This is a genomic window from Williamsia sp. Leaf354 (assembly GCF_001424365.1).
Classification (GTDB): domain Bacteria; phylum Actinomycetota; class Actinomycetes; order Mycobacteriales; family Mycobacteriaceae; genus Williamsia_A.
Genome location: NZ_LMPL01000005.1, coordinates 655371 through 680180 on the forward strand (window position 1 = coordinate 655371; position 24810 = coordinate 680180).

26 protein-coding genes and 1 riboswitch are annotated in these 24810 nt (G+C 68.9%); of the genes, 13 read left to right on the forward strand and 13 right to left on the reverse strand.

Going from position 1 to position 24810, the window contains the following annotated elements:
- Positions 1-21 precede the first annotated feature (21 nt).
- From ASG12_RS19660 to ASG12_RS19670, 3 genes are read left to right on the forward strand one after another with little or no spacing between them, the layout of a single operon-like run.
- Positions 22-1386 carry a WS/DGAT/MGAT family O-acyltransferase gene (locus ASG12_RS19660; RefSeq protein ID WP_055793900.1) on the forward strand — a complete coding sequence of 455 codons (1365 nt, stop codon included), beginning with the start codon at positions 22-24 and terminating at the stop codon, positions 1384-1386.
- A 45-nt stretch (positions 1387-1431) separates the two neighbouring features.
- A complete protein-coding gene (locus tag ASG12_RS19665) occupies positions 1432-2094 on the forward strand; it encodes a GNAT family N-acetyltransferase (protein ID WP_055793902.1) in 663 nt (220 codons plus the stop codon).
- Between the two features lies 1 nt (position 2095).
- Entirely contained in the window at positions 2096-2464 is a 369-nt protein-coding gene (locus ASG12_RS19670; protein ID WP_045824383.1) for a DUF1304 domain-containing protein, read from the forward strand.
- Between the two features lie 6 nt (positions 2465-2470).
- Here ASG12_RS19670 and katG read toward each other — a convergent pair whose 3' ends face one another.
- From katG to ASG12_RS19690, 4 genes are all read right to left on the reverse strand, one after another.
- A complete protein-coding gene (gene katG / locus ASG12_RS19675) occupies positions 2471-4741 on the reverse strand; it encodes a catalase/peroxidase HPI (RefSeq protein ID WP_055793353.1) in 2271 nt (756 codons plus the stop codon).
- 121 nt (positions 4742-4862) lie between these two features.
- Complete coding sequence (locus tag ASG12_RS19680) at positions 4863-5213, reverse strand: hypothetical protein (RefSeq protein ID WP_055793356.1); 351 nt, start codon at positions 5211-5213, stop codon at positions 4863-4865.
- 2 nt (positions 5214-5215) lie between these two features.
- Positions 5216-6136, reverse strand: coding sequence for an SDR family oxidoreductase (locus ASG12_RS19685; RefSeq protein WP_055793360.1), 921 nt, complete (start codon positions 6134-6136; stop codon positions 5216-5218).
- A complete protein-coding gene (locus tag ASG12_RS19690) occupies positions 6133-6912 on the reverse strand; it encodes an SDR family oxidoreductase (RefSeq protein ID WP_082502175.1) in 780 nt (259 codons plus the stop codon). Before ASG12_RS19690 ends, ASG12_RS19685 begins: the two co-directional genes overlap by 4 nt.
- Before the next feature lie 106 nt (positions 6913-7018).
- Here ASG12_RS19690 and echA20 point away from each other — a divergent pair, with 106 nt between their 5' ends.
- Genes echA20 through ASG12_RS19715 form a run of 5 tightly spaced genes read left to right on the forward strand, consistent with a single transcriptional unit; the run spans position 7019 to position 12054 of the window.
- A complete protein-coding gene (echA20, locus tag ASG12_RS19695) occupies positions 7019-7774 on the forward strand; it encodes a (7aS)-7a-methyl-1,5-dioxo-2,3,5,6,7,7a-hexahydro-1H-indene-carboxyl-CoA hydrolase (protein ID WP_055793363.1) in 756 nt (251 codons plus the stop codon).
- Complete coding sequence (locus tag ASG12_RS19700; protein WP_055793366.1) at positions 7771-8694, forward strand: CoA transferase subunit A; 924 nt, start codon at positions 7771-7773, stop codon at positions 8692-8694. Before echA20 ends, ASG12_RS19700 begins: the two co-directional genes overlap by 4 nt.
- Positions 8691-9455, forward strand: coding sequence for a CoA-transferase subunit beta (locus ASG12_RS19705; protein WP_235457633.1), 765 nt, complete (start codon positions 8691-8693; stop codon positions 9453-9455). Before ASG12_RS19700 ends, ASG12_RS19705 begins: the two co-directional genes overlap by 4 nt.
- Positions 9452-10528, forward strand: coding sequence for an NAD(P)H-dependent flavin oxidoreductase (locus ASG12_RS19710; RefSeq protein ID WP_055793372.1), 1077 nt, complete (start codon positions 9452-9454; stop codon positions 10526-10528). Before ASG12_RS19705 ends, ASG12_RS19710 begins: the two co-directional genes overlap by 4 nt.
- 44 nt (positions 10529-10572) lie before the next feature.
- Positions 10573-12054 carry a methyltransferase domain-containing protein gene (locus tag ASG12_RS19715; protein ID WP_055793375.1) on the forward strand — a complete coding sequence of 494 codons (1482 nt, stop codon included), beginning with the start codon at positions 10573-10575 and terminating at the stop codon, positions 12052-12054.
- 2 nt (positions 12055-12056) lie between these two features.
- On the opposite strand, the gene ASG12_RS19720 is transcribed toward ASG12_RS19715, so the two are convergent.
- Positions 12057-12557, reverse strand: coding sequence for a MarR family winged helix-turn-helix transcriptional regulator (locus tag ASG12_RS19720; protein WP_200932821.1), 501 nt, complete (start codon positions 12555-12557; stop codon positions 12057-12059).
- Positions 12558-12640: 83 nt separating this feature from the next.
- On the opposite strand from ASG12_RS19720, the gene ASG12_RS19725 reads away from it, so the two are divergent.
- The gene (locus ASG12_RS19725) at positions 12641-13165 is read left to right on the forward strand and encodes a phenolic acid decarboxylase (protein ID WP_055793378.1); all 525 of its coding nucleotides are present in this window, start codon (positions 12641-12643) and stop codon (positions 13163-13165) included.
- Positions 13165-13632 (forward strand): DUF3237 domain-containing protein, encoded by a 468-nt coding sequence (locus ASG12_RS19730; protein ID WP_055793382.1) that lies wholly within the window; start codon positions 13165-13167, stop codon positions 13630-13632. The genes ASG12_RS19725 and ASG12_RS19730 overlap by 1 nt, the downstream gene beginning before the upstream one ends.
- Positions 13633-13639: 7 nt before the next feature.
- Here the strand turns inward: ASG12_RS19730 and ASG12_RS19735 are convergent, their stop codons facing one another.
- From ASG12_RS19735 to ASG12_RS19760, 6 genes are all read right to left on the reverse strand, one after another.
- The gene (locus ASG12_RS19735; RefSeq protein ID WP_055793384.1) at positions 13640-13954 is read right to left on the reverse strand and encodes a DMT family transporter; all 315 of its coding nucleotides are present in this window, start codon (positions 13952-13954) and stop codon (positions 13640-13642) included.
- Positions 13955-13964: 10 nt separating this feature from the next.
- A riboswitch (guanidine-III (ykkC-III) riboswitch) is annotated at positions 13965-14029 on the reverse strand.
- Positions 14030-14059: 30 nt separating this feature from the next.
- The gene (atzF, locus tag ASG12_RS19740) at positions 14060-15718 is read right to left on the reverse strand and encodes an allophanate hydrolase (RefSeq protein WP_055793385.1); all 1659 of its coding nucleotides are present in this window, start codon (positions 15716-15718) and stop codon (positions 14060-14062) included.
- A complete protein-coding gene (locus ASG12_RS19745; protein WP_055793388.1) occupies positions 15715-17715 on the reverse strand; it encodes a 5-oxoprolinase/urea amidolyase family protein in 2001 nt (666 codons plus the stop codon). The genes atzF and ASG12_RS19745 overlap by 4 nt, the downstream gene beginning before the upstream one ends.
- A complete protein-coding gene (locus ASG12_RS19750; RefSeq protein ID WP_055793390.1) occupies positions 17715-18392 on the reverse strand; it encodes an urea amidolyase associated protein UAAP2 in 678 nt (225 codons plus the stop codon). The genes ASG12_RS19745 and ASG12_RS19750 overlap by 1 nt, the downstream gene beginning before the upstream one ends.
- Positions 18393-18407: 15 nt before the next feature.
- Positions 18408-19244 carry an urea amidolyase associated protein UAAP1 gene (locus tag ASG12_RS19755; protein ID WP_055793393.1) on the reverse strand — a complete coding sequence of 279 codons (837 nt, stop codon included), beginning with the start codon at positions 19242-19244 and terminating at the stop codon, positions 18408-18410.
- Complete coding sequence (locus tag ASG12_RS19760; protein WP_082502176.1) at positions 19241-20812, reverse strand: amino acid permease; 1572 nt, start codon at positions 20810-20812, stop codon at positions 19241-19243. Before ASG12_RS19760 ends, ASG12_RS19755 begins: the two co-directional genes overlap by 4 nt.
- Positions 20813-20977: 165 nt before the next feature.
- Here ASG12_RS19760 and ASG12_RS19765 point away from each other — a divergent pair, with 165 nt between their 5' ends.
- On the forward strand, positions 20978-21595 hold the full coding sequence (locus tag ASG12_RS19765) for a TetR/AcrR family transcriptional regulator (protein WP_055793396.1): 618 nt from the start codon (positions 20978-20980) through the stop codon (positions 21593-21595).
- Positions 21596-21687: 92 nt separating this feature from the next.
- Positions 21688-21975, forward strand: a complete 288-nt coding sequence (locus tag ASG12_RS19770) for a putative quinol monooxygenase (protein WP_055793399.1) — start codon at positions 21688-21690, stop codon at positions 21973-21975.
- A gap of 35 nt (positions 21976-22010) precedes the next feature.
- Here ASG12_RS19770 and ASG12_RS19775 read toward each other — a convergent pair whose 3' ends face one another.
- Together ASG12_RS19775 and ASG12_RS19780 are read right to left on the reverse strand one after the other, a co-directional pair.
- Complete coding sequence (locus ASG12_RS19775) at positions 22011-22619, reverse strand: TetR/AcrR family transcriptional regulator (protein ID WP_055793402.1); 609 nt, start codon at positions 22617-22619, stop codon at positions 22011-22013.
- 48 nt (positions 22620-22667) lie between these two features.
- Entirely contained in the window at positions 22668-24170 is a 1503-nt protein-coding gene (locus ASG12_RS19780; protein ID WP_055793405.1) for an aldehyde dehydrogenase family protein, read from the reverse strand.
- 118 nt (positions 24171-24288) lie between these two features.
- Here ASG12_RS19780 and ASG12_RS19785 point away from each other — a divergent pair, with 118 nt between their 5' ends.
- Complete coding sequence (locus ASG12_RS19785) at positions 24289-24675, forward strand: hypothetical protein (RefSeq protein ID WP_055793408.1); 387 nt, start codon at positions 24289-24291, stop codon at positions 24673-24675.
- Positions 24676-24810 lie beyond the last annotated feature (135 nt).

Consider the following 24810-nt stretch of genomic DNA (forward strand, 5'->3'; position numbering starts at 1 on the left):
ACAATGGCACGGGTGAACTACATGCCACCGACAGACGCCATGTTCCTGCTGGCCGAATCACGCGAGCACCCGATGCATGTCGGTGGACTGCAGCTGTTCACCCCACCCGAGGGCGCCGGGCCCGATTACGTGATGAACATGATCAGCGAGATCCGGTCACGGACCGAGGTCTCGTCCCGTTTCGCGATGCGCCCGGCCGACCCGGTGAGTTCGGTGGGCAACCTGTGGTGGGCGCAGAACGAGACGATCGATTTCGACTACCACATCCGACACTCGGCGGTCCCCCGCCCGGGCCGCATCCGCGAGCTGTTCCAGCTGACCTCGCGCTGGCACGGAACCCTTCTCGACCGGCATCGCCCCATGTGGGAGATGCACGTGGTCGAGGGCATCGAGGACGGCCGGTTCGCGGTCTACACCAAGGTGCACCACTCGTTGTTCGACGGCGTCTCGGCGCTGCGCAACATGCAGAACACCCTCACCGAGGACCCGAACGACACCGAGCTGCGCGTGCCGTGGACCCCGAAAGAACGTCGCCCCAAGCCCTCCGGCGGCGGTTCGCGGAACCCGCTCGCGCTCGTCGGCGATGCGTTCTCCCTCGGCACCACCGCCGCGGGTCTCGTACCCGCCGGCCTGAAGATGCTGCGACAGGCCCTCGGCGACCACAACTTCACCACCCCGCTCGACGCCCCGCGCACGATCTTCAACACCCCCATCGGCGGCGCCCGGCGCTTCGTCGCGCAGTCGTGGGAGATCGAACGGGTCAAGGCCGTCGGCGACGCCGTGGGCGCGACCCTCAACGACGTCGTGCTCGCGATGTGCAGCGGCGCACTGCGCCGCTACCTCACCGAACTCGGTGAGCTGCCGGAGAAGTCGCTCACCTCCATGGTCCCGGTGTCGTTGCGGCCGGGTGAGTCCGCCGACGGCGGCGGCAACGCGGTCGGCGCCGTCATCGCCTCGTTGGCGACCGACGTCGACGACCCGGTCGATCGCCTGATGGCGATCCGCGAGTCGGTGCAGGCCTCGAAGAACCTGATGAAGGAACTGAGCCCCACGCAGATCCTGTTGTTGAGCGCGGTGAACATGTCGGCGCTGGCGCTCTCGCCGGTGCCGGGGTTCGTGAGCCTCACCAAGCCGCCGTTCAACGTCATCATCTCCAACGTGCCCGGTCCGCAGAAACGCATGTACTGGAACGGTTCTCGTCTCGACGGCGTCTACCCGGCGTCGATCGTCCTCGACGGTCAGGCCCTCAACATCACGTTGACGAGCAACGACGATCAGCTCGACTTCGGGATCATCGGATGCCGCCAGACGCTGCCCAGCCTGCAGCGCCTCATCCATCACATCGAGGACTCGTTGACCGAACTGGAGAAGGCCGTCTCCGCCTGACGCGACACCCCTCTGCGTCCGGTGCCGCTGATCTACGATGACGCCATGACCGATCACGATCGTGCCGCGACCCGTCGCGAGATCACCACTGCCCTGTCGTCCGCATTCGAGCGTCGCCACGAGGTGCTCGACGCCATCGTCGACGCGCCCGACCGCGCCGCGTCGGTGACCGCCATCGCCGAGCTGTTGTCGGTGTCGGCCCTCGGCGCCGAGGCCGTGATGGGAATGTCGTTCGAGCAGTTGACCGTCGAGGCTCGGCGCGCCAACCAGGCGGAGCTCGAGGATCTCGACAGCCAGCTCACCTTCACCCTCACCGAGCGTCCCGCGGCGACCGGCGACTCGGTCACGCTGCGGCAGTTCGACACCTCGGCCGACGCCGATCTGTTCTCTGCGCGCACCGCCGAGATCGGCGCAGCCGGCGACGGGTCGGGCAAGCCCGCGGCCGGCCTCGACGACGAGATCGCCTCCGCCTCGGATCGCATGTTCGCCGAGGAGGCGGCGTGGTTCGTCGCGCACGAGGGCTCGGAGAAGATCGGCCTGGTGTTCGGCGAGCTCGTCGACGGCGAGGTCAACGTCCGCATCTGGATCCGCCCCGAGCACCGCAAGAAGGGTTACGGCACAGCCGCTCTGCGCGCGTCGCGGTCGGAGATGGCGTCGCAGTTCCCCGGCGTCCCGATGGTGGTCCGCGCACCGGGCGCCCAGGCCTGACGTGCCCGTCGCCGCCGCGGTCTTCGCGGCCCTGGCCGCGGTCCTGCACGTCGCCATCTTCGTGATGGAGTCCGTGCTGTGGACACGACCGGCCGTGTACCGCCGCTTCGGCCTCGCCTCCGCCGACGAGGCCGCGGCCACCCAGTCGATGGCCTACAACCAGGGCTTCTACAACCTCTTCCTCGCCCTGGGCATCGTCATCGGCATCGCGGTGGGCGGCAGCGTCGGTACCGCGCTCGTGGTCTTCTGCTGCGCGTGCATCGTCGCGGCGGCGGCAGTACTGCTCACGACAGGACTGTCGTATCTGCGCGCCGCCGCGACGCAGGCGGTGTTCGCCGTCGTCGCACTGGTGCTGTTCGCGGTCCTGTAGACCCGATCAGCCCTTCACGACGTCGTAGCGGTCGGACATCATCACCTTGTCCCACACCGCGACGAAGTCGTGCACGAACCGCTCCTGGCCGTCGCTGCCGGCGTAGACCTCGGCGACCGCGCGCAGTTGCGAGTTCGACCCGAACAGCAGGTCGCTGCGCGACGCCTGGAACCGGGTCTCACCGGTGTCGCGGTCGTCGACGGTGAACGCCGTCGGACCCGACGCGCCATCGGACCCCGCGACGGGATTCCACACGTAGTCCATGCTCGTCACCGCGTCGAAGAAGTCGGTGCTCAGCGTCCCGACGCGGTCGGTGAAGACACCCGTCGACGAACCGTCGTGGTTGCAGCCCAGGACCCGGAGACCGCCGGTGAGTGCGACCCACTGCGGCGCCGAGAGATCCAGGAGCGCGGCGCGGTCGAGGAACATGCGCTCGGGCGCCACCGACGACACCGAGTGGTACTCGGGCAGCACGTAGTTGCGGAACCCGTCGACGACCGGTGCGAGCCACGCGAACTGCTGCGGGTCGGTCTGTTCCTGGGAGGCGTCGACACGTCCGGGGGTGAACGGGACGGTGACCGTGACCCCCGCTGCGGCCGCGGCCTTCTCGACCGCGACGCAGCCGCCGAGGACGATGACGTCGGCCAGGCTGACCGGCGTCGGGCTCGAGTCGGCGATGCCGCGCAGCGCGGCGACGACATCGACGGTGCGGGCGTTGACGGCCCAGTCCTTCTGCGGCGCCAACGCCAGGCGGGCACCGTTCGCGCCGCCACGCTTGTCGGAGATGCGGAAGGTGACCGCCGACGAGAACGCCGTGTAGGCGAGGTCGGACACCGACAGTCCCGACGCCTCGATGGCCTGCTTGAGGGCGGCGATGTCGGAGTCACCGAGGGCCGGGCCGTCGGCGGCGGGCAGCGGGTCCTGCCACGAGAAGTCGTCGGCGGGGACCTCGGGGCCGAGGTAGCGCGACTTCGGTCCCATGTCGCGGTGGGTCAGCTTGAACCACGCCTTGGAGAACTGTTCGGTGAAGTAGTCGAAATCGGACAGGAACCGTTGGCAGATCTCGCGATACACCGGGTCGACCTTGAGGGCGATGTCGCTCGTCATCATCATGAGCGGTTCGCTGCGACCCTCGATGTGGGCGTCGGGGGTCTTCGGGGCGTTCGGGTCGACCGGCGTCCACTGCAGGGCGCCGGCCGGGCTCTGGGTCTTCTCCCACTCGAATCCGAAGAGGTTCTCCAGGTACGTGTTGTCCCACTGCGTCGGGTTCTGGGTCCACGAACCCTCGATGCCGTTGGTCATCGTGTTCTCGCCGTTGCCCGCACCGCGGGGGTTGTGCCATCCGAGACCCATGGCCTCGATGGGGGCGATGTCCGGCGGCGCGCCGATCTCCTCCGACGGCACCTTGCCGTGGCTCTTGCCGAACGCGTGTCCGCCGGCGATCAGCGCGACCGTCTCCTCGTCGTTCATCGCCATGCGGCCGAACGTGATCCGGATGTCGACGGCCGACGCGGCGGGGTCACCCTCCTGATTCGGACCCTCGGGGTTCACGTAGATCAGGGCCTGGTGCGACGCGGCGAGCGGCTGCTCGAGCTCGTAGTCGGCGTCGCCGGGCTGCCCGGTCCAGCGCTTGCTGCGGTCGACCATGGCGTCGTACGACTCGGGGCTGGTGTTGTCGATCCACTCCGCACCCCAGTAGGTGGCGTCGTCGGCCTCCCACGCGTCGCGGCGACCGCCGCCGAAGCCGTACGTGGGGAAGCCCATGATCTCCAGCGAACAGTTGCCGGCGAGGATCATGAGGTCGGCCCACGACAGCGCGTTGCCGTACTTCTTCTTGATCGGCCACAACAGGCGACGGGACTTGTCGGTGTTGCCGTTGTCCCACCAGCTGCTGATCGGCGCGAAGCGTTGCAGCGCCTGCCCGGCGCCGCCGCGACCGTCGGCGATGCGGTAGGTGCCCGCGGAGTGCCACGCCATGCGGATCATCTGCGGGCCGTAGTTGCCGTAGTCCGACGGCCACCACGACACCGAGGTCGTGAGGAATGCCTTGATCTCGGACTTCAGCGCCTCGAGGTCGATGGCGGTGAAGGCGGCCTCGTAGTCGAAGTCGCGCAACGGGTTCGCGGCCGGGCCGTCGGCGTGGAGCTGCTCCACGCGCAGGCGGTCGGGGTACCAGTCCGACAACGTGGGCTTCGAGGTCTCTGCCCCGCCGATCGTGTTGCCACCGAAGGGACACTTCCCCTCGAGGACCTCGGAGTATTCGGAGTAGGTGGTCATGGCGCGGACCTCTCGTCGAGCGATGGTGTGCGGGGGCTTGCCTCCATTCATACCCATCCGCGCGCGAGGGGGTGAGGAAAGTTGCGACCCTGTGCCCGAGGTATCGGTTCGGACACAGCGCCTAGCGGCGGCGCGGCGTCGAGATGCGTGCGGTGATCCGGGTGATCGCGCCGCCGGCGTCGAGATCGAATCGTTCACGCACCCGCGCGGCGAGTCCGAGTGCCACGACCACCCGGAAGTCGGCGTGCACCGCACGATCGCGCTCCACGATCTCAGCGATCTCGACACGCTTGATCACCCGATATTTCCGGCTGCGGTCGAGATCGCGGATGATCGCGGGCCCGCTCGATCCGGTGGGGATGCCGTTCTCGACGCGACGACACCCGTCGGCGAGACGGACCGCCGACACATCGTGACTGGCCAGCGCCTCGATGTAGGCGCGTGCCGCATCGACCGGGGTCGTCGAGGGCATCGTCACCGGGCTCCGTACACCGGGAACGGTGTCGGCGCCTCGGCGAGGATCTCCGCGATCACGGGACCGAGTTCGGCGGGATCCCACCGGGAACCCTTGTCGCGCAGTGCGCTGCGTTGCCATCCGTCGGTGACCGACACCGTGCCGCCCTCCACCTCGAACACGCGACCGGTGACGTCGCGCGACTCCGGCGAGCCGAGCCACACGACGAGCGGCGAGACATTCGCCGGGTCCATGGTGTCGAACGAGCCGTCGATCGGCGGGGCCATCTGGGCGGCCATCGCCTCCCCGGCACTGGTGGTCATACGGGTGCGGGCCGACGGCGCGATCGCGTTGACCGTGATCCCGTAGCCACCGAGTTCAGCGGCGGCCTGAATGGTCATCTGCGCGATCGCGGCCTTCGCCGCGGCGTAGTTGCCCTGTCCCACCGAGCCGTACAGGCCGGCCCCCGACGAGGTGTTGACGATGCGTGCCTCGCGCTGCGCGCCGGCCTTCGACTGTTCGCGCCAGTGGGCCGCGGCGTGGCGCAGCATCGCGAAGTGTCCCTTGAGGTGGACGCGGATGACGTCGTCGAAGTCGTTCTCGCTCATCGACACCAGCATCTTGTCGCGCAGGAAACCGGCGTTGTTCACGAGGACGTCGAGCGCCCCGAACTCGTCGATCGCCTGGGCCACCAGGTGGGCGGCGCCCTCCCAGCTCGCGACGTCGTCGCCGTTCACCACGGCCTCACCACCGGCCGCGATGATCTCGGCGACGACCTGCTCTGCGGGGGACTCCCCTGTTCTGCTGCCGTCGAGGCCGGCGCCGATGTCGTTGACGACCACCTTCGCGCCGCTCGCGGCGAACGCGAGTGCGTGTTCGCGGCCGATACCGCGGCCGGCGCCGGTGACGATCGCGACGCGTCCGGAATTGATCGTGCTCATGGTCTGGTCTGTTCCCATCGGTTGTCGGTGGTGGCGGCGTCGAGGAACGCGGGGCGCTCCCCTCCGCCGTGCACGGTGAGGGTCGATCCGGTGATGTAGTCGGCCATGGGTGAGAGCAGGAACGCCACGGCGCGGCCGACGTCGGCGCCGGTCGCCATCCGGCCCATGGGGATGGTGGCGCCGACCGCGGCGATGCCCTCCTCGTCGCCGTAGTGCAGCGCGGACTGTTCGGTGCGGACGGGACCGGCGATCACCGAGTTGATCCGCACCCGTGGCGCCCACTCGACGGCGAGCGATCCGGTGAGGCTGTCGAGACCGGCCTTCGCCGCGCCGTAGCCGGCGGTGCCGGGTGACGGGCGGTGGCCGCTCACGCTGGACACGTTGACGATCGAGCCGCCCTCGTCCTGGTAGCGCATCACGCTGTAGGCGGCCTGCGCGACCACCAACGGCGCCAACATGTTCAGCTCCACGATCTTGCGGTGAAAGTTCGGCGAGGCGTCGGCGGCCGGCGCGAAGGGTGAGCCACCCGCGTTGTTCACGACACCGTCGAGTCGGCCGTGGCGTTCGGTGATGCGGTCGATCATCGCGTCGACAGCGTCGGGGTCACGCACGTCGCACGAGACGAACTCGACCGCGCTGTCCGCATCGTCGGCCGTGCGGCGGGCGCAGGCGATCGGGACCGCCCCCAGTGACGTGAGCACCTCGCAGATCCCGGCGCCCACACCACGGACACCACCGGTCACGACGACCACCTTGCCGGCCAGTCCGATGTCCACGCAGTCTCCGATCGTCGCTCTCACCGCCTGCTACGCTACCAAGCAAGTGTTTGGTTGGTAACCACCAGCCGAGCCACAGTATGCGAGAGAGGACGTGGGAGCGCACATGCCGATCACGACATCGACGATCGAGCCGGGCGTCGTGGCCGTCACGGTCGATTTCCCGCCGGTCAACGCCCTGCCCAGCGCCGCATGGTTCGACCTCGGCGACGCGATCATCGCCGCGGGCGCCGACCCGACGACCCACGTGGTGATCCTGCGGGCCGAGGGCCGGGGCTTCAACGCCGGTGTGGACATCAAGGAGATGCAGGCCACCGAGGGGTTCGACGCCCTCATCGGCGCCAACCGCGGCTGTGCCCACGCCTTCGGTGCGGTGTACGACTGCGCGGTGCCGGTGATCGTGGCGGTCAACGGGTTCTGCGTGGGCGGTGGCGTCGGCCTCGTCGGCAACGCCGACGTGGTGATCGCCTCCGACGACGCCGTCTTCGGACTCCCCGAGGTCGACCGCGGCGCACTCGGCGCGGCCACGCATCTCGCCCGATTGGTACCGCAACACCTCATGCGGACGCTGTACTTCACCGCCCAGAACGTGACCGCGCAGCAACTCGAGCACTTCGGTTCGGTGTACCGGGTGGTGCCGCGCGAGGGGCTGCTCGACGCTGCACTCGAGGTCGCCCGACTCATCGCCGCGAAGGACACGCGGGTGATCCGCGCGGCGAAGGAGGCCATCAACGGCATCGACCCGGTCGACGTGAAGACGAGCTACCGCCTCGAGCAGGGCTACACCTTCGAACTCAACCTCGCCGGTGTCGCAGACGAACACCGCGACGCCTTCGTCACCACAGGAAAGGCCCGCGCATGACAGCGGCCGTGCGGACGCAGACCGACAAGAGTTGCTCGCTCGAGGAGGCCGTGGCCGAGATCTCGAGCGGGATGACGATCGGGATCGGTGGATGGGGATCGCGGCGCAAGCCGATGGCCCTGGTGCGGGCGCTGGCCCGGTCGGGGGCCACCGACCTCACCGTGGTCACCTACGGCGGGCCCGATCTCGGGTTGCTGTGCGCCGCAGGCAAGGTCAGCAAGGCCTACTACGGGTTCGTGTCGCTGGATTCGCCGCCCTTCTACGATCCGTGGTTCGCCCATGCGCGCACCACGGGCGCCATCGAGGTCCGCGAGATGGACGAGGGCATGGTGAAATGCGGGCTCGAGGCGGCCGCGTCGCGACTGCCGTTCCTGCCGATCCGTGCCGGCCTGGGATCGTCGGTGCTCGACTTCTGGGGTGGCGAGCTGCGCACGGTCGCCTCGCCCTATCCCGACGCCGACGGTCGCGTGCAGACGCTGATCGCCATGCCCGCCCTCGACCTCGACGTCGCGCTGGTGCATCTCGACATCGCCGACGTGCACGGCAACGCGGCCTACACCGGTGTCGATCCGTACTTCGACGACCTGTTCTGCGGGGCCGCGCGGCGACGCCTCCTGGAGGTCGACCGGGTGGTCGAGACCGCCGAGCTCGTCGACGAGGTTCCCCTGCAACGCATGCTGCTCAACCGCATGAACGTCGACCGGGTGATCCACGCGCCGGGCGGTGCGCATTTCACCTTCGCCGGCGACTACGGCCGCGACGAGGCCTTCCAGCGTTTCTACGCCGAATCGGCGGCCGACCCGGCGTCATGGGAGGCCTTCTCCGACCGCTTCCTGCGGGTCGACGAGGCGACATATCAGGAACGGGTGCTCGAATGGGCGGCCCGGCGAGACGCCGAGCAAGCGGGAGGAAAAGCATGAGTGACGTGACCCGCGCGGAGATCTGCGTGATCGCCTGCGCCGAGATCTTCAGCGGCGCAGGGGAGATCATGGCGTCACCCATGGCGACGACCCCGCTCATCGGTGCACGCCTGGCGCGGCTGACCACCGAACCCGACCTGCTGATCACCGACGGTGAGGCGTTGATCTTCGCCGACACCCCGGCCGTGGGACGTTCGGCGCCCATCGAGGGGTGGATGCCGTTCCGCAAGGTGTTCGACGTCGTCGCATCGGGTCGGCGTCATGTGGTGATGGGCGCCAACCAGATCGACCGCCACGGCAACCAGAACCTGTCGGCGTTCGGGCCGCTGCAGCACCCGACCCGCCAGATGTTCGGCGTGCGTGGGGCTCCCGGCAACACCCTCAACCATCCGACGAGCTACTGGGTGGCCAAGCACTCGTCGCGCGTATTCGGCGGCGAGGTCGACGTGGTGTCCGGGGTGGGCTACGACCAGGTCGACCCGAACAACCCGGCGTACCGATACCTCGACATCCATCGCGTGGTCACCAACCTCGGTGTGTTCGATTTCGGCGGGCCCGACCACACGATGCGAGCGCGCTCACTGCATCCGGGTGTCACGGCCGAGGAGGTCGCCGCGAACACCGGCTTCGAGATCGCCGACCTCGAGTCGGCGGGCGTGACCCGCGAACCCGACGCGGACGAACTCGAGTTGATCCGCACGGTGATCGACCCGAAAGGCCTGCGCGAGCGAGAGGTCAAGCCGGTCGAGGTCAGCCGATGACCGGTCGGGCGGCGCCGATGCGGACCGCCTTCACCGAGCTGGTCGGATGCGACTACCCGATCGTGCAGACCGGCATGGGGTGGGTGTCGGGGGCATCGTTGACCTCGGCGACGTCGAATGCGGGGGGGCTCGGGATCCTCGCCTCGGCGACCATGACCTTCGACGAGCTCGAGATGGCCGTGAAGAAGACGAAGTCGTTGACCGACAGGCCGTTCGGGGTGAACATCCGTGCCGATGCCACCGATGCGGGCGAACGGATCGACCTGCTGATCCGCGAGGAGGTGCGGGTCGCCTCGTTCGCGCTGGCGCCGAAGAAGGACCTCATCAGCAAGCTCAAGGACCACGGCATCGTGGTGATCCCGTCGATCGGCGCGGCGAAACACGCGGTGAAGGTCGCCTCGTGGGGTGCCGACGCGGTGATCGTGCAGGGCGGCGAGGGCGGCGGTCACACCGGTCCGGTCGCCACCACGTTGTTGCTGCCGTCGGTCCTCGACGCTCTCCAGGGAGGAATTCCCGTCGTTGCGGCGGGTGGGTTCTTCGATGGTCGTGGTCTCGCCGCCGCACTCTCCTACGGCGCGGCCGGTGTCGCGATGGGCACCCGCTTCCTGCTCACCTCCGACAGCACCGTGCCCGATTCGGTGAAGCAGGAGTACCTGGGCCGCACCCTGAACGACACCGTCGTGTCGACCAAGGTGGACGGCATGCCACACCGGGTGCTGCGCACCTCGCTGGTGAACAAGCTCGAGGGCGGCAACCCGGTCAGCGCGCTCGTCGCCGCCGCGCGCAACGCCAACGAGTTCAAGCAGATGACCGGCATGAAGTGGACCGCGATGCTCACCGACGGCCGCAGCATGCGGAAATCCGGCGAGCGCAGTTGGCAGCAGATCATCATGGCCGGCAACACCCCGATGCTCCTCAAGGCGGGTCTGGTCGACGGAAGCACCGACGCCGGCGTCCTCGCCTCCGGTCAGGTTGTCGGCATGATCGACGACCTCCCCAGCTGCGAGGCACTGATCCAGTCGATCGTCGGCGACGCCCGTGACCGGATCGCCGCACTCGCCCGAATCGACTGATCGAGCGCGGCGACCCCCTCGCGCCGCTGGTTACGCTGGACGCCGTGGCCGACTCCGATCCCCTGTACGCACAACGTGATCGCGCGGATTCGTTCGGTGCGGTGGCGCGCGCCTACGACGCCCACCGCCCCCGATATCCCGATGAGGTGATCGACGACATCGCGGCCGCGGCCGGAGGTGGGCTCGTACTCGACGTCGGGGCGGGCACCGGCATCGCCTCGGCACAGCTCGCCGATCGCGGACTCGAGGTTCTCGCGCTCGAGCCGGATGCGGCGATGGGGGAGGTGGCCGCGGCCAAGGGGATCGCGGTCGAACAGGGCACCTTCGAACAGTGGGACGCCGCGGGACGGACGTTCGATCTCATCCTGTTCGCTCAGTCGTGGCACTGGGTCGACACCGCCGTCGCCATTCCCACGGCGATGTCGCTGCTGAACCCGGGCGGTCGGCTCGTGTTGTTGTGGCACATGACCAATCCCGAGTCGCCGTCGGCCGAGGAGTTCGACGCGGTTTATCGGCGGTACACCCCCGCCACCGCTCCGCGCAGTTCGAGCGACGACGTCTCGCTGGCCGACGCGTTGACCGCGGGCGGCTTCACCGTGACGGAGAAGACGTACCCGGTACGCGCGGAGTACACGACCGACGACTGGCTCGACATGGTGTTCACCTTCTCCGCGCAGATCGTGCTCCCCGACGCCGACAAGGTCTCGCTGCGCAGCGATCTCGCCGCGCTCGTCGGTCCCGACGGGGTGACCGTCGCCGGCGTCGCCTACGTGGCGACCGCCACCGCACCGACTCGTCCGGTGCACACCGATCGCAGGCTCGCCCTGAGTTTCGGGGCCGAGGCCGACAACTACGAGCGGCATCGACCGGACTTCCCGGGCGAGATGATGGACGCGGTCGCCGAACTGGGTCCGCGGGTGCTCGACGTCGGGACCGGCACCGGGAAGGCCGCGGCCGCACTCGTCGCGCGGGGATGCGAGGTGCTCGGCGTCGAACCCGATCCGCAGATGGCCGCGATCGCCCGCGCGAAAGGTGTTGTCGTCGAGGAGGGTACGTTCGAGCAGTGGGATCCCGACGGTCGGCAGTTCGACCTCGTGGTGTTCGCGCGGTCCTGGCACTGGGTCGATCCCGAGGTGGCTCTTCCGCGGCTCGCCGCGATCGTGCCGCCCGGCGGCCACGTGGCGCTGCTCGCGCACGAGGCGAGTTGGCGCTCGTTCGACGATCCCCGGATACGGGCGGTGATCGAGCGTGTGATGCCCCTCGGCGACACCGCCGCCCGCCGCGCGACCGACGAGGTGGTGGGGCGGTTCACCGCAGCCGGATTCGACGTGCGCACCGAGGAGTTCCCGATGACGCAGTCGGTGTCGACCGAGGAGTGGCTCGACTCGGTCTTCACCTACTCGCGGTTCCTCGTGCTCGAAGAGACCACGAAGATCGATCTGCGCCACGAGCTGATCGACGCCGTCGGCGCGAGCGAGATCACCGTCTCCGGCACCCCCCGCGCCATGATCGCGCGGCGACGCTGATGTCAGTCGACGTCGTCGGTGCGGTGCGCGAGTCCGATGGCGATCTCGTGCAGCACCGGCAGGGCATCGGCGACCGCGGTCAGTTGCGCGGTCGTGAGCCCGGACAACACCGTGTCGATGAGCACCGAACTCGCGCGGTCGTACCGCTCCAGCAGATCGCGCGCATGGTCGGTGGGCGCGATCCACGCCTGGCGCATGTCGTCGGCCCCGGGCAACCGGGTGACCAGACGGGCGGTGGTCATCGCCCGGAGCACATTGCTGATGGTGGGGCGGGCCAGATTGAGGCCGGCCGCGAGTTCCCCGGAGGTCTGCGGTGATCGTTCGGCGAGGGCGCGCAACACCTGGATGTGGGCGTCGGGCAGGTCGGGAAGGCCTTCCGCCGATCGCGCGGACCGCAGGATCGCGCGCCGCAGCGGGCCGATGACCCGACCGAGGTCGGTCGCGATCTGCGACGTCGAGGGTGCCGATGCGTCGCCGTTCACCGCTGTTCCACTGCCGGACACGTCAGACCTCCCCTGGTGAGGAGACAGTAGCCATCGCGAAGGACTATTGCCACAGGTAATGATTTTGTGACAAAATTATCGACATGACCACCACATCCGTTGCGCACCCCATCCCCACCCAGGACCTGTCCGCCATCGTCGGGCACCGGTTCATCTACACCTACGCGAACTCGTGGCAGTACGAGATGTATGTGAAGAACGCGACGACGATCGACTACCGCATCCACACCGGCATGGTCGGCGGCCGCTGGGTGAAGGACCAGGGGGTCGATCTCGTCGCCCTCGACGACGACGTCTTCAAGATCTCCTGGAACGAGCCGACCGGCACCTCGGTCGTGGTGAACGTGCTCCCCGGCAAGCGCCGACTGCACGGCACGATCTTCTTCCCGAAGTGGGTCGAGGACGCCGGTTCCAAGACCGTCGTGTTCCAGAACGACCACCTCGACGAGATGCGGACGTTCCGCGACGCCGGGCCCACCTACCCGATCTACGTCGTCCCCGAGTTCGCCTACATCACGCTGTTCGAGTTCGTGGGCGCCGACGACGAATCGGTGATCTCCGTCGGTCCGTCGGACCTGCCCGAGGGATTCGCCGACCGCACCAACTGATGGTCACCCGCTCCGCACCGCCCCTGGAGTTCGTCGCGCACCTCGCGATCGACGTGGGGCCGGCGATCGATCTCGGCGACCTCCCCGACGGCCATCGGCGCATCGTGCCGATCCTGGGTGGATCCGTCACCGGCCCGCGGTTGCGCGGGCGGGTGCTGCCGACCGGCGCCGATCACCAGTACCTGCGCTCGGAGCGGGTCACCGAACTCGACGCGCGGTACGCCCTCGAGACCGACGACGGCGCACGTGTCGCGGTCGAGAACGTCGGTCTCCGAGTGGGCAGCGCGGACGACGTCGCCGCGCTGCTCCGCGACGAGCCGGTGGATCCGGATCGCATCTACTTCCGCACCCAGCCACGCCTGTCGAGCGCCCATCCGGAGTACGCCTGGCTCGGCGACACCCTGTTCGTCGCCACGGGGGAACGCACACCGACCACGGTCGAACTGGACGTGTTCGCCGTCGGGTGACCGGTGTTCAGTGCAGGACCTTCAGTCCCACAACACCTCCCACGATGACCGCGAGGAGGACGATCTTCGTCCACGAGGCCGACTCGTCACCGGTCAGCATGGCGTAGGCGACGGTGAGCACCGCGCCGATGCCCACCCAGACCGCGTACGCGGTGCCGATCGGGAGAGCGCGCATCGCGTAGGCGAGACCGGCCATGCTCGCGACGAGCCCGATCGCGAAGACGACGGACGGCGTCAGACGACTGAAGCCCTCGGACTTCCCGAGCGCCGTCGCCCAGATCGCTTCGAAGACACCGGAGATGATGAGAACCAACCACGCCATGACGGACTCCTGAGCACCGTCTTGTCGCTGGTCGGGTACGGCGCGCTCGTCCGAGTGCCGTTGTGACTGCCGTCCACGGTAGCAAATCCGGGGTCGGGGCCGGTCTCAGCGATCCAGCCAGTGGTCGACCGTCAGATCGGTCCCGGCGGCGAGAGCCTGGGCCTGCGCGCCGAACCCGACGATGTCGGACCCGTCGGCGAGCTCGATCGATCCCAGCAGCATCGGCGACGGCAGCTCCGCGAGGAAGCCACCCAGTGCGGCCGACGACAGCACCCACTTCTCGCCGCGGATCGCCCGCCCGTCGACATCGTCGCGGACCAGTCCGGGTTTCGGCGGCGTCGTGTCGAGTGCGACGAGACGATAGGCCGGTGCGGTGAGCAGCTCACCCGCCCACCGGGCGCCGCGATCGATGAGCTGATGATCGAGCGGTTGCCCCCGCAGGTGTGCGCCGAACACGGCGAGTTCGACCGTGTCGCTGACCTTCTCGGCCCAGCTCGCCTCGGTCACCGCCCCGGCGATACGGCGGGCGAGATCGACGAGCACCGCGTCGCGATGGGCCCCCGAGAGCAGCGTGACACCGAACTGTGCGGGCCCGGCCGTGCCGGCGGGGACCGCGAGGGCGCACATGTCGAAGAGGTTGCAGAAGTTCGTGAACGTGCCCATGCGCGAGTTCACGCCGACGGGGTCGGCGGCCACCTCGGCCAGCGTCGGATGCGCCGGGGCGGTCGGGACCACGAGTGCGTCGACGCCGTCGAGGAGTGCGAGTGCGGAGGCCGCGAGATCGGCGACGCGTCTGCGGTCGGCGAGCAGGTCGGTTGCCGAGAACCGTGACGCCGCACCGATGATGCGCGCCACGGTGGGATCGAGATCCGGTGCACCCGTCCCCACGAACGCACCGACGGCATCGTGGCGTTCGGCGACCAGCGCACCGTCGTAGAGCAGCGCGGCCGCGGCGAGGAAGTCGCTCATGTCGATCTCGCGGACCGAACAGCCTGTTGCCGCTGCTGTCTCGACGAAATGTCTGAACGCCGCCCGCCACTCCGAGTCGAGCATCGACAGGTCGGCGGGAACGGCGATCACCGGATCACGGGTCGCGGCGAGTGCCGTGTCGGAGGGGAATGGCCGCGGGCCGGCCGCCGTCGCCATCACACCCATCGCCCGGTCGGCGGTGTCGAGGTCGGCGGCGAACACCGTGACGCAGTCGTAGCTGGCACACGCCGGCACGACACCCGCGGTGGAGACGACCCCCACCGTGGGCTTGATCCCGACGATGCCCTGCAGACCCGCGGGCACCCGACCCGAGCCGGCCGTGTCGGTGCCGATCGCGATGTCGGCGAACCCGAGGGCCACCGCCACCGCCGACCCCGAGCTCGAGCCACCGGAGATGTGATCGGGTCGACGCGAATCCCGCACAGCACCATAGGGGCTGCGCGTCCCGACCAGACCGGTCGCGAACTGGTCGAGGTTGGTCTTCCCGATCACGACCGCACCCGCGGCACGCAGGGCGGCCACGGCCGGCGCGTCGGTGTCGGCGATGCGCGCGAACGACGGGCACCCGGCCGTGGTCGGCAGGCCGGCCACGTCGACGTTGTCCTTGACGGCGAGCACGACACCGGCGAGCGGTCCGGCGGCGGCCACCGATGCGGCCAGCTCGGCCTCGACCTCACGTTCGGGGCGCAGGTGGATGAACACCTCACCGCGCCCGGTGCGTGCGATCTCGGCGTGGATGTCGGCGATGCGGCCGGTCGCGACGGTCGCGGTCACGCGACACGCTCCCGGGCGACGGAGACCTCGCCGCCGTCGGACCAGCGCAGGCGTTCGAGCGCGCGTGCGGCCTCCATCGCCGCCCGCGATGCCGCGATGTCCTCGGCGTTCGCGTCGAGGAACGCCTGGTGCTCGGCGATGGAGAACCGCCCGTCTTCGATCCGGATGTGGCCGCGACCGGCGGCGGTGTCGGCGCGCATGTCCAGCAGTTCCTCCGCGCTCACCGGGTACCAGCGGATGCGGTCGAAGAACCGCAGCAGCCAGGGGTTCTCGGGATCGAAGCCGACGGTGGCCTGCGGGTGACGGTGGTTCCAGACCTGCGTGGTGCGACCCACGAACTGGTAACCGCCGGGACCCTCCATCCCGTAGACACACAGGTACGCGCCGCCGATGCCGACGGCGTTCTCCGGCGTCCACGTGCGGGCGGGGTTGTACTTGGTGGTGACCAGGCGGTGTCGCGGATCGGTCGGGACCGCGACCGGCGCACCGAGATACACGTCTCCGAGGCCGAGGACGAGGTACTCGGCGTCGAACACCACGCGGTATACGTCGTCGACCGACGGAAGTCCGTTCATGCGTCGGATGAACTCGATGTTCCACGGGCACCACGGCGCATCGGCGCGGACGCCGTGGATGTAGCGCTCGGTGGCCTCGCGCGTCGCCGGGTCGTCCCACGACAGGGGCAGATGCACGGTGCGGCTCTCGACGACGAGATCGGTGACCGACGGGAGTTCGGCCTCGCACTCACGCAACCACGCGAGCACGGTCTGCTGCCCGATGCGGGACGGATCGAACTTGACCTGCAGCGAGCGGATGCCGGGTGTGAGATCGACGAGGCCTGCGGGACGGTCGTGCTCGATCCGTTCGGCCAGCGCGTGCACCCGTGCCCGTGATGCGAGATCGAGTGCCATGTCGCCGTATTCGACGAGCACGTTGTCGTCACCGCTGCGGCGGTAGGTGACGGTGGATCCGCCGTCGACGGTGTCGGCGGTCGCGAGCACGCCGTGGTCGTCGTCGCCGCCGGTGGAGACCACCGGGATGTACTGCGAGCGTCGCGATCCGCCGATCGACCGCGGATCGGCGGCCTCCGACGCGCGCACGGGGACGAACCGCACGCGGTTGCCCGGGGCGATCTGGCCCAGCTTCCATCGGTCGGCAGTGGTCACGGTCACCGGGCACACGAAACCGCCCAGGCTGGGGCCGTCGGGGCCCAGCAGGATCGGGGTGTCGCCGGTGAAGTCGAGGGCGCCCACCGAGTAGGCGGTGTCGTGGATGTTCGACGGGTGCAGGCCCGCCTCTCCCCCGTCGTCGCGCGCCCATCGCGGCTTGGGCCCGATCAGGCGGATGCCGGTGCGGTCGGAGTTGAAGTGCGCCTCGTAGTCGGTCGCGTACAGGGTCGCGATGTCGTCGTCGGTGAAGAACTCCGGTGCACTGTGCGGACCGACGGTGACCGCGAGCTCCCAGCGCGACCCGATGGCGGGTTCCTCCTCGTACTGGATGCGTCGCGCGGCACCCGCGGGGGCGTGATCGGCGACGGTGAGCTGATCGCCGTCGCGCAGGGAACGTCCGTCCTTGCCGCCGAAGCGACCGAGGGTGAACGTCGCTGCGCTGCCGAGGAACTCCTGTGCGGCGAACCCTCCGGCGACGGCGATGTACGCCCGCATGCCGAGGGTGACCGCGCCGACCGCCAGCACCGATCCCGCCGTGACGGCGATGGGGGCGCACTGCGCGACCGGCTCGCCGTCGAGGGTGACCGGTGCCGGGGCGCCGGTCACGGCGACGACGGCGTCGCCGGTGAAACGCAGGGTCGGGCCGATCATGGTCGCCTCCAAGCCCGGCGCGCCCTCGGGATTGCCGACGGCGATGTTGGCGAGCCGGAACGACAGGTCGTCCATCGGCCCCGACGGCGGCACGCCGACGTCCCAGTACCCGATCCGACCCGGCCAGTCCTGCACGGTGGTCATCGGTCCGGCCCGGTCGACGACGATCGTCGACATCAGCCGGCCTCGGGACGGGTGACGATCACACGCACGGCGGTCGGGTCGAATCCGTTGCAGGGGTTGTTGATCTGCGGACAGTTCGAGATCAGGACGAGGGTGTCGACCTCGGCACGCAGGGCCAGTCGCTTGCCGGGCGCCGAGAGACCGTCGACGATGCCCAGCGCGCCGTCGGGATCGACCGGGACGTTCATGAAGAAGTTCACGTTGCCGACCATGTCGCGCTTGCCCAGGCCGTGCCGTGCGCCCTCGATCAGGAAGTTCTCGACGCACGCGTGCTGATGCTTCGTGTGGTGGCCGTACCGCAACGTGTTCGACTCCTGCGAGCAGGCGCCGCCGAGGGTGTCGTGATTGCCGACCTCGTCGGCGACGATGGTCATCAGCGGGTTCGACTCCTGGTCGCGGATCACCGAACCGGTCGTCAGGAACACGTTGCCCTGCGCGCTGATCGTCGCCTGCGCCGAGTAGCGGGCCACGGGATCGACCGTCCCGCCGGCGGTCACGCCGTAGAACAGGGTGTCGACGGCCTGGTTGCCGTACAGATCGACGATCGTGAGGACGTCACCGGCGGCGACGACCTGCGACCACGGGCCGCGGGGGTCGACCTCGGAGTCGGTGATGACGGTGCCGGGGACCAGCGCCTGATCGGCGGCGGTCGCTACAGCGGGGGCAGACATGGTGAGCTCCTCTGGTCAGGACGCGGCGAGGGCCGCGTCCTCGGAATTGGCCACGGCGCGTCGGTATTCGGGATCGGCGTCGGCGGCGCGGGCGATCAGGTCGGCGAGGTCGGCGTGGGCACGCCAGGCCAGCACCTCGAGCGGACCGGTGTCGAACTCCGGCGCCGGGTCGACCGGGTGTGCGGTGTTGGCGATCGCGACGATGCACGGCAGGTGCAGGACGAGGTCGACGCACTTGTCGAGTCCGGCCGACCCCTTCGAGGTGAGGTTCCCGTCGGATTCGACGACGACCCCGTGGAAGAACGACACCGACGGCGCGACGTCTGCGGGGGTGAGTCCGTGTTTCGCGGCGGCGACAGTGAACAGCTCACGCCCGGCCGGGCTCTGCGAATGCAGTTGTCCCGAACCGTACTTCGCCGCGTTGCCGGCGAGGGTGGTGGTGCCGCAGAGGGCGTCGTGGTGGCCGGAGTCGTCGGCGACCACGGTCGCGAGCACCCGACCCTGGTCGCTCAGCAGGGGGTGACCCTCGCCGAGGTAGGCCTGCCACGGCACCTTCACGGTGTCGGCGACGTTGAGTCGCTCCCACGGGGCGTCGGCGCGCCACAACAGGATGTGCGCGCACGCGCTGCCGGTGACGTCGCGCAGACGCAGGCGGGTCCCGCGGGCGAGGACCTTGGTGGCGTAGCGACCGCCGGGAACGGTCTCGGCCCAGGTCATGGCGTCGGGCGCGACACCGCTCGGAGGCTGCGGCCAGCGCGACGCAGGCACCACCGGCATCGAGTCGGTGATCGCACCCTCCTGCGCGCGTGCGTGGGCCTTGGCGCCGGTGGTGGAGGCGGTGGGCGCGCTCATCGCGACCGCTTCGCGCCGACGAGGGCGTCGGTCGGGACCGGTGCGCCGGGGAGGTTGCGGACCCGCAGGTAGGCCGCGGCCCCGACGACGAGGGTGAGCGCCACGAAGATGATCGCGAAGTAGTGCAGGAACCACGACGTGCCGTCGGGGTCGTACACCTCGGCGCGTGGCCAGGCGATGTTGATCATCAGCAACGTGCCCATCACCACGGCGATGACGTTGACGAGGATCCCCCATCGACCCAGGTCGAAAACCGGGCGACCGAAGCTGAGGCTGGTGCCGCGGAGCCGGTGGATCAGTGCGGGGATCGTGACCATCAGGTAGGCGATGTAGACGATGACCACCGAGACGCTGGTGATGGCGGCGAACACGCTGGCCTGCCCGAGGTTGACCAGCAGGACCGCGATCGCCAGTGCGCTCACCACGATGCCGGTGTTGACGGGGGTCCCGGTGCGGGAGTTGACCTTCGCCAGGAACGAGCCGAACGGGAGTCGGTTGTCGCGGGCCATGGAGAACATGACGCGCGACGCCGAGGCCTGGATGGCGAGGGTGGCCGAGAAGATGGCGATCGCGACGATCGTCAACAGCGTCTTCCCCATCCACGTGTCGAGCTGGCTCGTGATCACCCAGGCGATGCCGTCGGCCGACAGCTCGGGAGCACCCAGCGAGGGGGCCGCCATCAGTGCGCCCAGGATCATCAGGCCGCCACCGATGAACGAGACCAGCAGCGCGTTCACGATCGCCTTCGGCGCGGTACGGCGCGGGTCGCGGGTCTCCTCGGACAGCTCTGCGGCAGAGTCGAATCCGTACATCACGTAGGCGGCCATCAGCATCGAGGTGAGGAACCCGGGCAGGTAGCCCAGACCCGTGCCGTGACCTCCGGTGTCGAGGACGGCCTGCGCGGGCGTGCGCTCGGAATGGACGAACATGAGCACCACGAGCAGGACCACACCGATGATCTCGATGGTGACGCCGATGATGGTGATGCGGCCCATGAACGACACACCCACGGCGCTGATGACGGTGCACAGCGCAATCGTGATGCTGCCCAGGATGATCGCGTTCGTCGCGCCCGAGACCGAGGCGAGTGCGGTGTCGCTGCCGACGAGTTGGAAGCCCGACCAGATCGACGGGAGCACACTCTGCATCGCGATCGCCAGCGCCGAGACGCTGACGATGTAGCCGATCAGCATGAACCACCCGGCGAACCAGCCGACCCCGTTGCCGGCCAGACGCCGCGACCACTGATAGATGGCGCCGGCGACCGGGAACTTGCCCGACAGTTCGGCGAACACCAGGCAGACACAGAACTGGCACACGAACACGATCGGCCAGGTGAAGAAGAAGCTGGGCCCACCGAGCCCGAATCCCAATGCGAACAGGGCGAACACGGTGGTGAGGATGGACACGAAGGAGAACCCGGAGGCGAAGGCCGCGTATCCGCCGATGCCTCGGTGCAGCTCCTGGGTGTAGCCGAGTTGCGAGAGGGCCTCGGCGTCGGCGGCCGAGGAGTACTGCTGGTTGCCGTCGTCTCGCGTGGCCATGGTGGGTGGTTCGAGGGCGGTCATGTCAGCACTCCTGTGTCTCGTGCCCGCTGCATCACCGGAGCGGTTTTCTATCGGATGATCGAAATGTAACGACCTCCGGGTTTCCGGCGGTTTCGCGTCTGTGAACACCGTGTCAACGAGTGCTCACCGCCGAGACGAGGGCTGTTCGGCAGTAACCTCGGGCGGGTGAGCATCCGTCAGCCCGCCACGACGGGACCCGGTCGACCGCGCCTGGTGGCGCAGCGCCGCGTCGGCGGCAACCCGCGCGAGGAGATCCTCGACGCGGCCGGGGAACTGTTCACCACACAGGGTTTCGCGGGTACGTCGACCCGCGCGATCGCCGAGGCGGTGGGACTACGCCAGGCGTCGCTCTACCACCACTTCGGGACCAAGGAGGACATCCTCGCGGCACTGCTACAGGAGACCGTCTCCCCCACCATGGACTTCGCGCTCGCGCTGGATCCCGACGCCGACGCGCGGGACCGGATGACCGACCTGGTCCGCTTCGACGTCGACCAACTCGTCACGTCGCGATGGAACCTCGGTGCCCTGTACCTGTTGCCCGACGTGCGCGGTGAGCGGTTCGAGGACTTCCGGTCGGCACGCCTCGCCCTGCGCGACGTCTACGCGGCGATCGCCGGCGAGATCGTGGGCCACGACGACCCGCGCACCGCGGTGCCGTTCCGCCTGGTGGAGTCGGTGATCGCCCTGCGGTCCGACGGGGAGCTGGGCGCGAACGAGCCGGCCGGTCGTGCCGCCGTCACCGATCTCGTCGTCGGCGCGGTGCTGCGGATCCTGCGCTGAGCCACTCGCGCCCCACGCATCCGCGCGACCGGTACGTTCGAGGCGAAGGTGTCGGCGCCCGCCGAGACCTCGAGCGCGAAGGAGCGTTGTCGATGAGCGATCTGCATGTGGTGGCGACCATCCCGGCCAAGCCCGGTTTCGAGAAGGAGGTCGGAGACGCACTCGCCGAGCTCGCCGCCGCCACCCGCGAGGAAGCAGGGTGCATCTCCTACGACCTGTACGAATCACAGGCCGAGCCGGGCACTTTCGTCACCGTCGAGCTGTGGAAGGCGCAGTCCGATCTCGACGCCCACATGTCCTCGCCGCACCTGACCGCCGCCATGGGCAAGGTCGGCGAGCATCTCGGCGCACTCAAGATCCACCCGCTCACCGCGAAGTAGCACCGCGGCCCGCTGATCGGGCGACCAGCGATCGATCAGCGCGGGACGAGTCCGTGCAGGACGACGCCGAGATACTGATCGGCCACCGTCTGCGCGGGCATCGTCCCGCCCGGGCGGTACCACCGCACGGCCACCCACACGGTGTCGCGGAGGAAGCGGTAGACCAGCTCGACGTCGAGATCGGCCCGAAAGGTGCCGTCGCGTACGCCCTTGGCCAGGATCGTCTCCCACAGTCCGCGGAACTCGCGGTTGCGTTCGGCGATGTAGCCGAACCGTTCCAGCGACGACAGGCGCTTGGCCTCGTCCTGATAGATGGCCACCGCATGGTGGTCGCGATCGATCGACTCGAACGACGCGACCACCAACCGGGTCAGGGCCTCGTCGGCGGGCGGATCGGCGTCCACGATCTCGTGATAGCGCGCGAACAGGTCGTCGAGGAACTGCCGCAGGATCTCGTCGACCATCGACTCCTTGGAATCGAAGTGGTGATACAGACTGCCCGACAGGATCCCCGCCGCGTCGGCGATGTCGCGGACGGTGGTGGTGCGCAGACCCTGCTCGGCGAACATGCGCCCGGCGAGGGCGAGCAGCTCGTCGCGTCGTGACGAGGCCACGGGCGGCCACCTTCCCGATCGAGGGTCGATCGCATCGACCCTAGCAAGCGCTCGGTTTGGTGACCTGCCCGTCAGCGGTCAGCGGTTCTTGCGCGTCGCCCGTCGCGTGATCCACTTCCACATCGACAGCTGCAGATTCGTCGATCGGCTGTCCATGGAGGTGAACGGCGCCGACATCAGCTGTCCGAAGCTGATCGGCATCCGTGAGTGGGTGACCGCGCGGGCATGCGAGAACGTCGCGAAGCCGAATTTGCCGTGATAGCTGCCCATTCCGCTGCCGCCGACACCGCCGAACGGGAGTTCGGCGCTGAGCAGGTTGAGCGCGAAGTCGTTGCCGTTCACCGATCCCGAGCGTGTGGACCGCTGCAGCGCCTCGTACCGCTCGTTGTCGGGGCCGAACCAGTAGATGGTCAGCGGGTGTCCGTGGCCGTTGATGTGGTCGACGGCCTCGGAGAGGTCGCGGTAGGGATAGAGCGTCAGCACGGGCCCGAAGACCTCGTCCTCCTCGATCTTCATCCCCGCCTTCACACCGGTCAGCACGGTCGGCGGGATCTTGCGCGCGTCGGCGTCGGGCAGCTTCTCACCCGGCGGGACGACCTGTCGCTTGGTGGCGCCGAGGCTGACGGCGTCGTCGATGAGATCGACGATGCGCGTGTAGTTCTTCTCGTTGACCGTCGAGGTGAACTGCTCGTTGCGCAGGATCGAGGGGTAGTTCTGTCGCCACCGCGCGACGATGAGATCGGTGAAGCGCTGCAGGTGAGCCTCGGGCACGAAGGCGTAGTCGGGGCAGAGGCAGACCTGGCCGCTGTTGACCATCCGGGCGTCGGCGAGACGCTTGGCCGCATCATCGATGTCGGCGTCGATGTCGATCACGACCGGGTTCTTGCCGCCGAGCTCGAGGGTGACGGGCACCAGGTTGCGGCCGGCCTCGGTGGCGACCGAGGCGCCCACCCCGGGCGAACCGGTGAAGAACATGTGGTCGACCTTGAGCTTCGCGAAGTCCGAGCCCGAACCGTGTGCGCCGGTGAGGACCGCGAACTCCTCCAACGAGAAGTAGTCGGGCGCGTGCTTCGCCAGCACCGCGGTGGTGCGGGCGGTCACCGACGATGGGCGCATCATCACGCGGTTGCCGGCGGCGAACGCCGAGCCGGCGGGGACCACGGTCAGCTGCAACGGGAAGTTCCAGGGGCCCATGATGCCGACGACTCCGAGCGGATCGTGCCGGATGCGCTGCGAGAACCCGGCGGCGCCCATCGCCTTGGCTACCTTCTCGGTGCGCATCCACTGTGCGACGTGCTTGCGCTGATGGGCGAGGTCGATCATGCAGCCGGCCACGTCGGTGGCGATCGAGAGGTCGCGCGGTCGGGTGCCGAAGTCGGCGTCGAGCGCCTCGGCGATCTCCTCGGCGTTGTCGAGCAACAGGGCCGACAGACGGTTGATCCGGTCGATACGGGTGGCCGCGTCGGGGATGCCGTCGCGCAGGAAGGCCGCGCGCTGCAGTTCGAGGAGCTCGTCGAGCGACCGCTCGTCGGCCGACCGGAAATGCGCGGCCGGGGCCTTCTGCGTGCTGGGTGTGCTCATGGGGGTCGATCTCCTTCGATCGTCAATGACACAAACTCATCGATGTGTTGCTTTGCAGTATGCGCCACATCACACCTCCCGCGCCACCGGGTGGACCCGGACCGTAGAGTTCGGCCTCATGAGAGACCTGCTCCCGGTCATCGGTCTGTGGTCGCTCGCCGTCGGCGCGCTGTCCGGCTTCGCGATGGTGCTCGTCGTCGACAAACCGCAGTGGCTGCACAAGGTCGGCATCAAGCACCACCGTCGCGTGTTCCAGACGCACCTCGACTGGATCCTCATGGGCCTGCTGCTGATCGCCGTCGGACTCGTCGCGACCGACACCCCTGCGTGGGTCCTGGTGCTCGTCACCATCGGCGCGATCGTCAACCCGCTGCTGTTCGTGCCGCTGGCCTTCGAGGAGAAGATCCAGGAGACGCTCGTCTACCGCACCGCGTCGGGGCTGTCGTTCGTGTCGCTGTCGGCAGGCCTCGTCGCCGTCGCCATCGCGCAGACCATCGCCTACTGACAGCGCACGGCGACTGATGGTGCCGAGTGCGTGAGCCACAGGTGCTGACTGTGACAAAACTCGAGTCGAGTGTGCAGACAACACAGCGCTCGCCGAAAGCGAAACGACGCACACTCGGCGAAGAGTTTCGGCACA